The organism is Ruegeria sp. BH6 (assembly GCF_056538105.1).
Window position 1 is genome coordinate 343933 of record NZ_JBQFSR010000001.1, and the last position, 12722, is coordinate 356654.

A 12722-nucleotide genomic window follows, 5' to 3' on the forward strand; every position below is an offset into this window, starting at 1 on the left:
ACCTGCCTGCGACAAGGGCGAAGTTTCCTTTGCGCTGGTACAGATGCGCACAGGGCGATAGGTTGATGGCATGAGATATATGCTATTCGCTTTGTGTATTCTGGTGGCCGGATGCGACACCGTACGGTCCACGACAGATCGGGTGTTTGGGGGCGAAAAGACGCCTTCTGAACCTGAAGACGCTGTGGTCGAAGAAGTTGTGGCAGAGGAAGCAGTTGAACCAAAACCCGTTGCGGCCACTGCTGCCGGCTGGGTGGGCGCAAAGACGACCATAGCCGGATTGGGCGATCCGACCACGCCGGGTCGTTGGCTGGAAACTCCGCTGGTCGACGTCGAATTCACCGGTCGCGTGGTCGTTCCCAGAACCGGCTCGCAGGCTTATATTACGCTGGTTCCAGCGCCAGGGCCCGAAAGCGGCGGCAGTCGGTTGTCTCTGGATGCGATGCGGGCCTTGTTGTTGCCATTTGACGAATTGGTTGAACTTGAGGTCTATTCCAACTGATCTTTCAGGTATTTTTCGGCTTCGCGGCGGGCGAAAGGTTTCATCGCGTCACCATGGGTTTTCAGAAACGCGATGACGCGTTCAGCGTCGTGTTTGGACAGGTCACGCAGCCACCAAGCAATGGCTTTCTGAATGAACCAGTCCCGGTCCGGCACATAGCTTGCCGCCCAGCCAAGAATGCGGTCGCGCCGTGCCAGATCGTCGGGTTTGGGGTGATTCTGCTTGGTCCAGGGAAGGGTGGCCACCAGCGCTGCGCGCCGTGTCCACATATGATCGGAAGTCGTCCAGATTTCCACCTGATCCAACCGGGTTGGGTCGGCTGACAGACGTTTTTGCATCGCCATGCAGGCGTGATCGGCCGCAGCCCAGGCGTCGAAATCGGGCAACCAGCTGTGCAGTAAATCCCAGACCGCCCCATCAGGCCGAATGCGGGCCTGGGTCAGTAGTTTGGCTGCGGCCAGACGGCCCTCGTGTATATTGGTCTGCCACAAGGCATCCGCCAACTCCACGCGCTCAGATACATCCAGGTCTTGACGCCAATCTTTCGTCAGGTCGTTCAGAACGGGGTTCGCGACACCCAGATAGGGGCGGTCAACCTTGTGATAGGCCGCCATTTGGCTCGCGCGTACGGGGTCGGCATGAGCTTTGATCTGATCCAGATAGAAATTCAATGTTTGTCGCCCTGCTGGTGAAACGGGCCGTGGGTGCAGCCCGATCTTGGCTTATTCGACGGTGACGGATTTCGCCAGATTGCGGGGCTGGTCCACATCGGTACCTTTGGCGACAGCCGTATGATAGGCCAGCAGCTGCGCCGGAACCGAATACAGGATCGGGGCAAGGCTGGGATGAATATGGGGCATGCGAATAGTGCTCCACACCCCATCCTCGGCCTCGGTAACGCCGTCATCATCCGAGACCAGTATGACCTTGCCTTTGCGCGCCATGACCTCTTGCATGTTCGACACGGTCTTGTCGAACACTGTGTCGCGCGGGGCCATGACCACTACTGGCATGTGCTTGTCGATCAGGGCGATGGGGCCGTGCTTCAGTTCACCCGACGCATAACCTTCGGCGTGTATATAGCTGATTTCTTTTAGTTTCAGCGCACCTTCCATAGCCAGTGGATACATCAGGCCGCGGCCCAGGAACAGCACATCGCGCGCCTCGGACAAGCGCTGGGCCGAGGACTTGATGGACTGGTTCTGATCCAGCGCGGCATTTAGTGCGGTCGGCAATCCACGCAATGCGGCGGCATGATCAGCCAGTTCCTCATCGCTTAGGGTGCCCCGATCCGCAGCCGCCTTGAGCGCCAGCATCAGCAATACGCTTAGCTGACAAGTGAAAGCTTTGGTCGAGGCCACACCGATCTCAACCCCAGCATGGATCGGCAGGGCGATGTCGCTTTCGCGCGCGATCGAGCTTTCGGGGACATTGATCACCGAAACGATCTTATCGGCCTTGCCCTCGCAATAGCGCAGCGCGGCCAGCGTGTCGGCGGTCTCACCCGACTGGCTGACAAACAAGGCCGCCGTGCGATCGGGGATCGGAGGTTCGCGATAGCGAAACTCGCTGGCGATATCGACCTCGACGGGCATTCTGGCCAACTGTTCGAACCAGTACTTTGCTGTCAGACAGGCATAGAAGGCAGTTCCGCAGGCGACCATGGTCAGGCGGTCCAGCTTGCTGAAATCCAGCTCACACGGCAGAGTTATCTCGTTGCCGCCAGTGGGCAGGTAGGATTGAATTGCCTCGGCAACCACCACGGGTTGCTCGGCGATTTCCTTTGCCATGAAATGCTTGTGACCCGCCTTGTCGGCCCGTGTTTGATCCAGTTTGATCTGGCGGGTCTCGCGGTTGGCCAGTTCTCCGGCTTCGTTGCGGATTTCAAGCGAAGTGCGGGTCAGGACCGCCCGGTCGCCTTCTTCAAGATAGGTGATACGATCCGTCAGCGGGGCCAGCGCAATGGCGTCTGAACCCACATACATTTCGCCTTCCCCATGCCCAATGGCCAAAGGTGAGCCCTTACGCGCCGCGACGATCAGGTCGTCTTGCCCGTCAAACAGAAATGCAAGTGCAAACGCCCCTTGAAGCCGGTCGATGGTTTTGAACGCCGCATCAACGGGCGATAGTCCATTGTTCAGATAATGCTCGGCCATCAGGGCCACGGTTTCGGTATCGGTCTCGGTGACGAAATCGACGCCATGTTCGGCTAACTCAGCCCGCAAATCGCGATAGTTTTCGACGATGCCGTTATGCACCACGGCCACGGGGCCTGCCTTGTGCGGGTGCGCGTTGGTGACTGATGGTGCGCCATGTGTGGCCCAACGGGTATGCCCGATGCCCGATTTTCCGCGCAAAGGATTGTGCACCAGCAAATCGCTGAGGTTGACCAACTTGCCCACAGCCCGACGCCGCCCAAGTTCACCGTCATTGACCGTCGCAATACCGGCGCTGTCATAGCCGCGATATTCCAGCCGTTTCAGCGCCTCAACCAAAATAGGGGCGGCTTCGTGTTGACCCAGAACACCTACAATTCCACACATAGATCAGGCTCCTTTGTCGCGGCGAGCCTTCTTCGCCTTCAACATATCAAACAATTTACGTGCATAACCTGGCTTGTTGTCCTGCTTAGCGCGGGCCACGGCCAGCGCGTCGGGTTCGACGTCTCGCGTCACGACTGTGCCGGTGGCTGTCATTGCGCCGTCTCCGACCTTCACCGGGGCCACCAGCATTGTGTTTGAGCCGACAAAAACATTCTCACCAATTGTGGTGCGATGCTTCATCACACCGTCATAGTTGCAGGTGATTGTTCCAGCGCCGATGTTCGACGCCGCACCTACCGACGCGTCACCGATATAGCTAAGGTGGTTAACCTTGGCCCCTTCGGCGATCTCGGCGTTCTTTATCTCGACAAAATTGCCGATGCGGGCGTTTTCGGCCAACTCGGCACCTAGGCGCAGGCGGGCATAAGGGCCAACAATAGAACCGCGGCTGACGTGGCAGCCCTCCAAATGCGAAAACGACCGGATTGTAGCACCACTTTCGACTGTGACGCCGGGGCCAAAAACCACGTTGGGTTCAATCACAGTGTCGCGCCCGATGACGGTGTCAGCGGCCAGATAAACAGTATCGGGTGCCATCAGGGTGACGCCAAGATCCAACAGCTCGGCACGGGCACTGGTCTGAAACACAGCATCTGCCGCAGCCAAATCGGTGCGCGAGTTCACACCTAATGTCTGTGCTTCATCACAGGCAACTGCGGTGACTTCCAAACCACGCGCGCGCGCGATTTCCACGACATCGGTCAGATAGTATTCACCAGCCGCATTGTCGTTTCCTACTGCGTCGATAAGTGAAAATAGTGTCTGCGCATCACAGGCCAAAAGGCCAGAGTTGCAAAAGGTTATTGCGCGCTCTTCATCCGATGCGTCTTTGAATTCGACGATCCGCTCAAGACTGTCACCGTTCATCACCAGGCGACCATAACGCGCAGGATCGGCGGCCTCAAACCCCAGAATGACAAGATCGTTTTCTGCCCGCGCCGCGATCATGCGTTCCAGCGTATCGGGCTGCAGAAACGGCGTGTCGCCATACAAAACCACGACGTCGCCGGTGAATCCGTCCAAAGCTTCGCGTGCCTGGGCGACGGCATGGGCAGTGCCCAACTGCTCGTCCTGAACAGCGATTTGCGCCGCTTCATCCTCGGCAGTTGCAACCTTGGCTACGGCTTCAGCCCCGTGCCCGGTGACGATCACGGTCCGCTCGGGCGACAATACGGCCCCGGCGCGCATGGCGTGCACCAGCATCGGGACCTGCGCGATGGGATGAAGAACTTTGGGAATATCCGAATGCATCCTGGTGCCTTTTCCAGCGGCAAGGATGACAAGGGCAGTGCTCATGAAATCGATTTCTCTTTGTGTTTTGTTGCGCTCCGTTTTATCCGCTGAGGGCAAAGGCGCAAGCGGTTCACGGATCAAACAAGATTGCCGTTTGCAACACGAGACGGCAATAAACCGCCGAGGCAGGAGGCACAATGCGCACAGTAATCTTCGATCTGGACGGAACTTTGGCCGATACGTCGGGTGATTTGCTGGCGGCGGCCAACCACTGTTTTCGCCAGATGGGGCATGGGGATGTCCTAGTTCACGATGATGACGCAGCCGTTGCCTTGCGGGGTGGACGGATGATGCTGACCCATGGGCTGAAGCGGGTCGGTGCTTATGATGAGGATACTGTTCTGGCCTATTATCCCACCCTGCTTGAGGCTTACGCGAAGGACATCGACACCCACACTCGGTTCTATCCCGGTGCGCTTGAGGCTGTCGAAATGTTGAAATCCCAAGGTTATGGCGTAGGTATCTGCACCAATAAACCCGAGGCTCTGGCCCATCAGCTGCTGACCCAGATGGGCGTGCGGGATCAGTTTGCGTCTTTGGTGGGCGCAGACACGTTGCCCGTGCGCAAACCGGACCCCGAACCACTGCGCGAAGCCGCGCGCCGGGCCGGGGGACACCCCGATTTGTGTGTGCTGATCGGCGATTCCGACACCGACCGAAATACGGCGCGTGCAGCGGGCGTGCCATCGGTGCTGGTGACGTTTGGCCCGTCCGGGGAAGATATGGCCGCATTGGAACCCGAAGCACTGCTGCATCACTTTGATGATCTGCCAGAGCTGGTCACCGGACTGATTGGTGCGGCGGCACAAATTCTTGACCCCAACCCTTTGCAGGATCAGAACTAGTCCATGACCGAAATATTCACTGGCAGCTTCACCCAGCAGGAACCTATTCCAGAAGAGGCGATTGACGCCGCCATGGCCGTTCTGCGCCATGGGCGTCTGCATCGCTATAACGTCGTCCCCGGAGAGTTGGGCGAAACCGCGCTGCTGGAGCAGGAGTTCGCGGCGCAAATGGGGGCGAAATACTGTCTGGCTGTGTCTTCTGGGGGTTATGCACTGGCCACCGCATTGCGGGCCGTGGGGGTGCAGCCGGGTGATCCGGTTTTGACCAACGCCTTCACGCTTGCGCCGGTGCCGGGGTCGATTGCCTCGGTCGGGGCAAGGCCGGTTTTTGTGGGCGTGACTGAGAATCTGACGATTGATCTGGATGATCTTGAGGCCAAGCTGGATCAGGCGCGGGTGCTGATGCTCAGCCACATGCGCGGACATCTGTGCGATATGGACCGGTTAATGCAGATGTGTGATACGGCGGGCGTTGCGGTGATCGAGGACTGCGCCCACACAATGGGTGCCGCATGGCGCGGGCAATTGTCGGGGCGTCAGGGGGCGATTGGGTGCTATTCCTGCCAGACGTACAAACACGTCAATTCCGGTGAAGGTGGTCTGCTGATCACCGATGACGAAGTGATTGCGGCCAAGGCCACGATGCTGTCGGGCTCGTACATGCTATATGAACGCCACCTTGCCGCACCGGGGCCCGAGGTGTTTGAAAAGATCAAATACACCACGCCCAATGTGTCCGGCCGCATGGACAATCTGCGCGCCGCGATCCTGCGCCCGCAACTGCGTGATCTTGACCGGCAGGTGCAGCGCTGGAACGAACGCTATGACGAAATCGCAACCGGCCTGCGGGACACCCCCGGCCTGACCATCGTCGAGCGTCCCGAGCAAGAGACCTATGTAGGTTCGTCGATCCAGTTCTTGCTGCTCGACTGGACGCCCGAACGTATTGCCGAGGTAATCCGTCGTTGCGGCGCACGGGGGGTCGAGATTAAGTGGTTTGGTGGGGCGGAGCCGACGGGATTCACCTCGCGCTATGACAGTTGGCGCTATGCCGAAAGCACGCCTTTGCCCGCAAGTGACCGTATCCTTGCCGGGGTGATGGATATGCGCGTGCCGTTGACTTTTTCGCTGGACGACTGCCGCCTGATCGCACGCATCATCCGGGCCGAAGTTAGGGCTGTGTTTCAATCGTGATCCAATTGAGTGCGCCTTTGGCGCACGCTTTAATCTTGAAAAATGCCACCCTGTTCGGGGTGGCATTTTCTTTGGTGCTAGCCTTCTCATTGACCCGTGGAGGATTCGCTGTTACCTAATTATTGAACAAGTGTTCATTAATTCGATGAGGAGGTCGCAACATGTTCACGGCCACAATGCAATTTGATCTGGGTGAGGATGTGAACGCTCTGCGCGAGATGGTGCATCGCTGGGCGCAGGATCGGGTCAAACCGATGGCGGCCGAGGTCGATCAATCGAACGCCTTTCCCAATGAACTGTGGAAAGAGATGGGCGACCTCGGGCTGTTGGGCATCACCGTGCCCGAAGAGTATGGCGGGGCGGGGATGTCCTATCTGGCCCACACCGTAGCGGTGGAGGAGGTGGCGCGGGCCTCGGCTTCGGTCTCGCTGTCTTACGGGGCGCATTCGAACCTGTGCGTCAATCAGATCAAGCTGAACGGCAATGACGAGCAGAAGGCGAAATACCTGCCGCGCCTGATCTCGGGTGACCATGTTGGCGCGCTTGCAATGTCCGAAGCCTCGGCGGGATCTGATGTGGTGTCGATGAAGCTGCGCGCGGAAAAGCGCAACGATCACTACCGTCTTAACGGCAACAAATATTGGATCACCAATGGGCCGGACGCGGACACGCTAGTCGTGTATGCCAAGACTGACCCCGAGGCGGGTTCAAAAGGGATCACGGCCTTTTTGATCGAGAAAGAGACGAGGGGATTCTCGACCTCTCCGCATTTCGACAAGCTGGGGATGCGGGGGTCGAACACAGCCGAGCTGATCTTTGAAGATGTCGAAGTGCCGTTCGAGAACGTTCTGGGCGAAGAGGGCAAGGGCGTTGCGGTTCTGATGTCAGGTCTGGATTATGAACGCGTCGTGCTGGCTGGAATCGGCACAGGCATCATGGCTGCCTGTCTGGACGAGATCATGCCCTATCTGGCCGAGCGTAAGCAGTTCGGCAAACCGATCGGTAGCTTCCAACTAATGCAGGGCAAGATTGCCGACATGTATACCGCGATGAACTCCGCGCGGGCTTATGTCTATGAAGTTGCCAAAGCTTGTGACCGGGGTGACGTGACCCGTCAGGATGCAGCGGCGTGCTGCCTTTACGCCTCGGAACAGGCGATGACGCAGGCGCATCAGGCTGTGCAGGCGATGGGCGGGGCCGGGTTCCTGTCGGATTCAGCGGTCAGCCGGATATTCCGAGACGCCAAGCTGATGGAGATCGGCGCGGGCACCAGCGAAATTCGCCGAATGCTGATCGGGCGCGAGTTGATGAGCGAAATGCGCTGAGAAAAACGCCCCGCCAAAGGGTGGCGGGGCGTTAAAGACAAGGATCAGAAGCGATGGACGTAGGATACGCCGACCAGCCAGGGATCGATTTCTGCAGTACCGATATCGGTGCCGTTCAGTTTGACGTCCGAGTCGATGTCGAACCAGCGCACGTTCAGACGCACGGCTCCTTTTTCGGTGACCATGTAGTCCAAACCGGCTTGCAGCGACACACCGAAGGAGTTGTCAATGTCCAGATCCCCAAGCGCGGATTTTTCGTCAAAGAAGATGGTGTAGTTCAGTCCGGCGCCAACATAGGGCTTCCAGGCGCTGTTGGTCGCGAAGTGATAGTTCAGCGACAGGGTGGGCGGCAGGTGTTTGGTGCTGGCCAGATCGGTGCCCCCCAGCGCGATGCTGTGGCTGAACGGGGTCGCGGCCAGCAGTTCGATGCCAAGATTGTCCTGGACAAAATACTCTACTGTGAAGATCGCGCTGGTGTCTGCGTCAATGTCGGTATCGAGACCAGCCAGGGTTCCGTTGTCGGATTTCGGGTCCAGATAACCAACACCGACACCCACGGTCCAGTCACCTTGGTTCTGGGCCATTGCAGGGGCGGCAAGTGCGACAAGCGCAGTCGAGAGCGTCAAAGCGGCGAGTGTTTTGGTCATTTTATGGCCTTTGAATTTGTTGATGAGTCGCTTGTGCAGGACCGGACCGTTGCGAACTCTGATCTGCATCAAGTTCCTGTGAAAGCAGGGGGGCGTCCGCACCCGCCAAGGGTAAGAAAAACAAGGGGTTTTGCGCATGCATCCCGATAGGTGCATACCCGGTATGCGGAAGGCGGGCGTCTGGGATATTCCGGATCAGCTCAATATGGCGCGACAATGCCTGGCGCATCCTCGTGACAATGTGGCCATCGTTGATCTGACAGACGGGTACCGCGAAGCCGTTACCTTTGGTCAACTCACGCGCATGACGGACGGGATTGCACGTGAACTGCATCAGCAGGTGCAGCCCGGCGACCGCGTGGGTGTGTTGCTGAGCCAGTCGCCCTGGTGTGCGGCGGCGCATCTGGCGATCTGGAAGCTTGGGGCGATTTCGGTGCCGCTTTTCAAGCTGTTCAAACGGGATGCGTTGGCCTCGCGCGTGGGGGATGCGGGTGCGCGTCTGGTGCTGACCGATGCCGAAGGAGCCGCGGTGCTGGGCGATCTGGCCCACCCGGTTCTGGTCGAACATATTGCACCATCGGATGATCCGTTCCCCTGCTCAGATACAGGCCCCGAGGACCCGGCGGTGCTGATCTATACCTCGGGCACCACGGGCAGCCCCAAGGGCGCACTGCATGGGCACCGGGTTCTGACCGGCCACTTGCCGGGTGTCTCGATCAGCCACAATCACCTGCGCGAAGGCGATTGCCTATGGACACCTGCGGATTGGGCCTGGATCGGAGGTCTGTTCGACGTATTGATGCCCGGGCTTGCGCTGGGTATTCCTGTGGTCGCGGCGCGGTTGGAAAAGTTTACGCCGGAAGCCTGCGCCGACGTGATCGCCCGCAGCGGGGTGCGGAACGTGTTCTTCCCCCCGACGGCGCTGCGGATGCTGAAGGCTGCGGATCAAAGTATCCCCGATCTGCGCTCGGTCGCTTCGGGCGGTGAGCCGCTGGGGGCCGAGATGCTGGCATGGGGGCAACAGGCGTTTGGCCTGACGATCAACGAATTCTACGGCCAGACCGAATGCAACATGGTCGTGTCTTCTTGTTCCGAGGATTTCCCGGTGCAACCCGGCTGCATCGGTAAACCGGTGCCGGGGCATGAAGTCGCGGTGATCGACGAAGACGGCAATCCGATCGATGAAGAGGGTGACGTGGTCATCCGGCGCGGCTCGGCCTCGATGTTGCTGGAATACTGGAACCGGCCCGAGGCGACGGCTGAGAAGTTTCGCGGCGACTGGCTGATCACCGGAGATCGCGGCGTGTGGGAGGGCGAGTATCTACGCTTTGTCGGTCGCGATGATGACGTGATTACCTCAGCCGGATACCGCATCGGCCCGGCTGAGATCGAGGATTGCCTGCTAACCCACCCGGCGGTGGCGACCGTGGGCGTGGTCGGCAAGCCCGACCCGCTGCGGACCGAGATCGTGAAGGCCTATGTGGTGCTGAAACCGGGGGCCGAGGCTTCGGGGTCGGAGTTGCAGGACTGGGTCAAGGCGCGTCTGGCTCAGTATTCCTATCCGCGTGAGGTCGCATTTCTGGAGGAGTTGCCGATGACGGTGACGGGGAAGGTGATCCGGAAGGAATTGAAAGTGCGAGCGGCGGCGGAGGACAAACAATGCTGAATAAGTTGCACAGCTTTGATTTGCTTACTCTAGGCACTGTTTCAGTTCTCACCTTTGTGCTGCCCCAAGACCTTTGGGCACAGAACTATCAAGTTCAAGATGAGCACGGACAAACTACCGTGGACCAAGCTTACATGGATGCTCAAGTCCGTGGGTGTGTCGAAAGTGCTGGAGCACCAACAGACCTTTCCGACTGTATTGGTGCTTTTTCGGGCAATTGCATGAATGAAGATATTTCTTGGGGGCAAAGCACTCTGGGAATTTACTTTTGCGTCGAAGCTGAAACAGCGGTCTGGGACACGCTGGTGGACGAGAGTGCCGCAGACCTGCTGGTTCATTACAGCATGCTTGACGAAGGAGACGCTGAGAAAGCTTCCTCTCTACCTTTTAGAGTGCCGAGTTTAACCGAAGCACAAGAACGTTGGGAAGAAATGCGGGAGGCGGACTGCTTGGTGGAGTATCTTCAGTGGAGAGGGGGAACAGGTGCGAAACTCCTTAGGGCCGGGTGTCGCTTGGAGCGAACAAGCCAAAGAGTGGTTTGGTTAAAGACGTTGTTGGAGGAAAGATGATGCTTCTTATTTCGGCGGGTTTTCTGATGGACCAGGAAAGCAAAGAATGAAACTCACATCCAAAGCCATGCCCGCCTCTGAGGGCTTCAAGACAAACCGCACCGCTCATCTCGATGCGCTGGCACAAATCACTGCCGCCGCCGAAGCAGCCCGCATGGGCGGTGGTGAGAAATCCCGCGCGCGGCATGAATCCCGGGGAAAGATGCTGCCACGTCGTCGGGTGGCGAACTTGCTGGACCCGGGGTCTCCGTTTCTTGAGATCGGCGCGACGGCAGCGCATGGGATGTATGGCGATGCCGCGCCTGCTGCCGGGGTCGTCGCGGGTATTGGCCGCGTGCAGGGGCGTGAGGTTATGGTGGTGTGCAACGATGCCACTGTGAAAGGCGGCACTTATTACCCGATGTCGGTCAAGAAACATCTGCGGGCGCAGGAGATTGCTGAGGAAAACAACCTCCCCTGTATCTATCTGGTCGATAGCGGCGGTGCGAACCTGCCCAATCAGGATGAGGTCTTCCCCGACCGCGACCACTTTGGCCGCATCTTCTACAATCAGGCACGGATGAGCGCCAAAGGGATTGCACAGATCGCCGTGGTAATGGGCTCGTGTACGGCGGGTGGGGCCTATGTGCCTGCGATGTCGGATGTGACGATCATTGTGCGCGACCAAGGCACGATCTTTCTGGCCGGGCCGCCTCTGGTCAAGGCTGCGACCGGAGAGATCGTCAGCGCCGAAGATTTGGGTGGCGGCGACGTTCATACTCGCTTGTCTGGTGTAGCCGACTATCTGGCCGAGGATGACGCCCACGCGCTAGCTCTGGCGCGGCGCGCGGTCGGGTCGCTAAACCTGCGCACACCGCAGACGGTGGATTGGGCCAGCCCCGAGGACCCGGCCTATGACCCCGAGGAAATTCTGGGCGTTGTGCCCGCCGATCTGCGCACGCCGTATGACATCCGCGAGGTGATCGCGCGGTTGGTCGACGGCTCGCGTTTCGATGAGTTCAAACCGCGCTTTGGCGAGACGCTGGTGACTGGCTTTGCCCATGTCAAAGGCTGCCCTGTCGGGATCATTGCCAACAACGGCGTGCTGTTTTCCGAAGCTGCGCAGAAGGGCGCGCATTTTGTCGAGCTGTGTTCCCAACGGAAAATCCCTCTGGTGTTTTTGCAGAATATCACCGGCTTCATGGTTGGTCGGAAATACGAAAACGAGGGTATCGCACGGCATGGGGCCAAGATGGTGACAGCAGTTGCCACGACGAACGTGCCGAAGGTCACGATGCTGGTAGGCGGTTCTTTTGGGGCCGGGAATTACGGCATGGCGGGACGGGCCTATCAGCCGCGCTTCCTATGGACCTGGCCGAACTCGCGGATTTCCGTGATGGGAGGCGAACAGGCGGCGGGCGTTCTGGCCACCGTGAAACGCGACGGGATCGAACGGCAGGGCGGCACCTGGTCTGCCGAGGAGGAGGCCGAGTTCAAACGCCCCACACTGGAGATGTTCGAGGAACAGTCGCACCCGCTCTATGCCTCAGCCCGGTTGTGGGATGATGGCATCATTGACCCACGCAAAAGCCGCGATGTGCTGGCGCTGTCGCTGAGCGCCGCGCTGAATGCCCCGATTGAAGAGACACGTTTCGGCGTGTTCAGGATGTGATGCGCATGAACCTGAAAGAAGTAATGACCCGCTACCCGGACGCACAGACTTTTAAGTTCGGCGATAGCGCTGCCTTGAGTGCTGAATTGCTGGCATTGGTGCGCTCAGGCCAAAAAAAAGCAACTTGTGGGGCGCTGCGCGACTATCCGGACGGAAGCCCTGAGACACCAGTTGTCGGGCGACGCGATATCGCTCTGGAATGGGATGACACCCCGGCTTTGGTGATCGAAACGGTCGATGTCACGATCTGTCGTTTTTGCGATGTGACTGAGGACTTTGCATTGGCCGAGGGTGAGAATGAAACGCTTGAAGGATGGCGCGAGGATCACCGTCGTTACTTCGAGCGCAATGGCGGTTTCGATCCCGAGATGGAGTTATTGTGCGAACGTTTCCGTCTTGTCGAAGATCTGGCTGTCGAGGGGTAAGA

At 58.8% G+C, this 12722-nt stretch carries 12 protein-coding genes; 8 read left to right on the top strand and 4 right to left on the bottom strand.

Annotated elements, in window-relative coordinates; all coding sequences use genetic code 11:
- Positions 1-70: 70 nt before the first annotated feature.
- The gene (locus ACR0B8_RS01710) at positions 71-502 is read left to right on the top strand and encodes a hypothetical protein (protein WP_170548078.1); all 432 of its coding nucleotides are present in this window, start codon (positions 71-73) and stop codon (positions 500-502) included.
- Here the strand turns inward: ACR0B8_RS01710 and ACR0B8_RS01715 are convergent.
- From ACR0B8_RS01715 to glmU, 3 genes are read right to left on the bottom strand one after another with little or no spacing between them, the layout of a single operon-like run.
- Complete coding sequence (locus ACR0B8_RS01715; RefSeq protein ID WP_226688679.1) at positions 490-1173, bottom strand: DNA alkylation repair protein; 684 nt, start codon at positions 1171-1173, stop codon at positions 490-492. The two genes, ACR0B8_RS01710 and ACR0B8_RS01715, sit on opposite strands and share 13 nt — an antisense overlap.
- Positions 1174-1224: 51 nt before the next feature.
- The gene (gene glmS, locus ACR0B8_RS01720; RefSeq protein WP_226688678.1) at positions 1225-3045 is read right to left on the bottom strand and encodes a glutamine--fructose-6-phosphate transaminase (isomerizing); all 1821 of its coding nucleotides are present in this window, start codon (positions 3043-3045) and stop codon (positions 1225-1227) included.
- A 3-nt stretch (positions 3046-3048) separates the two neighbouring features.
- Entirely contained in the window at positions 3049-4401 is a 1353-nt protein-coding gene (glmU, locus tag ACR0B8_RS01725; RefSeq protein WP_226688677.1) for a bifunctional UDP-N-acetylglucosamine diphosphorylase/glucosamine-1-phosphate N-acetyltransferase GlmU, read from the bottom strand.
- Between the two features lie 134 nt (positions 4402-4535).
- Here glmU and ACR0B8_RS01730 point away from each other — a divergent pair, with 134 nt between their 5' ends.
- The 3 genes from ACR0B8_RS01730 to ACR0B8_RS01740 all read left to right on the top strand — a co-directional run bounded on the left by ACR0B8_RS01730 (position 4536) and on the right by ACR0B8_RS01740 (position 7762).
- On the top strand, positions 4536-5243 hold the full coding sequence (locus tag ACR0B8_RS01730) for an HAD-IA family hydrolase (RefSeq protein ID WP_170360194.1): 708 nt from the start codon (positions 4536-4538) through the stop codon (positions 5241-5243).
- Positions 5244-5246: 3 nt separating this feature from the next.
- Positions 5247-6437, top strand: a complete 1191-nt coding sequence (locus ACR0B8_RS01735; RefSeq protein ID WP_226688676.1) for a DegT/DnrJ/EryC1/StrS family aminotransferase — start codon at positions 5247-5249, stop codon at positions 6435-6437.
- A 161-nt stretch (positions 6438-6598) separates the two neighbouring features.
- Positions 6599-7762 carry an isovaleryl-CoA dehydrogenase gene (locus ACR0B8_RS01740; protein ID WP_170360190.1) on the top strand — a complete coding sequence of 388 codons (1164 nt, stop codon included), beginning with the start codon at positions 6599-6601 and terminating at the stop codon, positions 7760-7762.
- A 44-nt stretch (positions 7763-7806) separates the two neighbouring features.
- On the opposite strand, the gene ACR0B8_RS01745 is transcribed toward ACR0B8_RS01740, so the two are convergent.
- Positions 7807-8409 (bottom strand): OmpW/AlkL family protein, encoded by a 603-nt coding sequence (locus tag ACR0B8_RS01745; RefSeq protein WP_170348125.1) that lies wholly within the window; start codon positions 8407-8409, stop codon positions 7807-7809.
- Between the two features lie 136 nt (positions 8410-8545).
- On the opposite strand from ACR0B8_RS01745, the gene ACR0B8_RS01750 reads away from it, so the two are divergent.
- Genes ACR0B8_RS01750 through ACR0B8_RS01765 form a run of 4 tightly spaced genes read left to right on the top strand, consistent with a single transcriptional unit; the run spans position 8546 to position 12720 of the window.
- Positions 8546-10075 (top strand): AMP-binding protein, encoded by a 1530-nt coding sequence (locus ACR0B8_RS01750; RefSeq protein ID WP_226688675.1) that lies wholly within the window; start codon positions 8546-8548, stop codon positions 10073-10075.
- Complete coding sequence (locus ACR0B8_RS01755; protein WP_480657862.1) at positions 10069-10644, top strand: lysozyme inhibitor LprI family protein; 576 nt, start codon at positions 10069-10071, stop codon at positions 10642-10644. The genes ACR0B8_RS01750 and ACR0B8_RS01755 overlap by 7 nt, the downstream gene beginning before the upstream one ends.
- Before the next feature lie 46 nt (positions 10645-10690).
- Positions 10691-12295, top strand: coding sequence for a carboxyl transferase domain-containing protein (locus tag ACR0B8_RS01760; protein ID WP_480657860.1), 1605 nt, complete (start codon positions 10691-10693; stop codon positions 12293-12295).
- On the top strand, positions 12295-12720 hold the full coding sequence (locus ACR0B8_RS01765) for an ASCH domain-containing protein (protein WP_170374597.1): 426 nt from the start codon (positions 12295-12297) through the stop codon (positions 12718-12720). Before ACR0B8_RS01760 ends, ACR0B8_RS01765 begins: the two co-directional genes overlap by 1 nt.
- Positions 12721-12722 lie beyond the last annotated feature (2 nt).

Excerpts from the sequence above, each read along its gene's own strand:
- ACR0B8_RS01710 (WP_170548078.1), top strand. The coding sequence starts at position 71 with ATGAGATATATGCTATTCGCTTTGTGTATTCTGGTGGCCGGATGCGAC.
- glmS (WP_226688678.1), bottom strand. The coding sequence starts at position 3,045 with ATGTGTGGAATTGTAGGTGTTCTGGGTCAACACGAAGCCGCCCCTATT.
- glmU (WP_226688677.1), bottom strand. The coding sequence starts at position 4,401 with ATGAGCACTGCCCTTGTCATCCTTGCCGCTGGAAAAGGCACCAGGATG.
- ACR0B8_RS01730 (WP_170360194.1), top strand. The coding sequence starts at position 4,536 with ATGCGCACAGTAATCTTCGATCTGGACGGAACTTTGGCCGATACGTCG.
- ACR0B8_RS01735 (WP_226688676.1), top strand. The coding sequence starts at position 5,247 with ATGACCGAAATATTCACTGGCAGCTTCACCCAGCAGGAACCTATTCCA.
- ACR0B8_RS01740 (WP_170360190.1), top strand. The coding sequence starts at position 6,599 with ATGTTCACGGCCACAATGCAATTTGATCTGGGTGAGGATGTGAACGCT.
- ACR0B8_RS01745 (WP_170348125.1), bottom strand. The coding sequence starts at position 8,409 with ATGACCAAAACACTCGCCGCTTTGACGCTCTCGACTGCGCTTGTCGCA.
- ACR0B8_RS01750 (WP_226688675.1), top strand. The coding sequence starts at position 8,546 with ATGCATCCCGATAGGTGCATACCCGGTATGCGGAAGGCGGGCGTCTGG.
- ACR0B8_RS01755 (WP_480657862.1), top strand. The coding sequence starts at position 10,069 with ATGCTGAATAAGTTGCACAGCTTTGATTTGCTTACTCTAGGCACTGTT.
- ACR0B8_RS01760 (WP_480657860.1), top strand. The coding sequence starts at position 10,691 with ATGAAACTCACATCCAAAGCCATGCCCGCCTCTGAGGGCTTCAAGACA.
- ACR0B8_RS01765 (WP_170374597.1), top strand. The coding sequence starts at position 12,295 with ATGCGCATGAACCTGAAAGAAGTAATGACCCGCTACCCGGACGCACAG.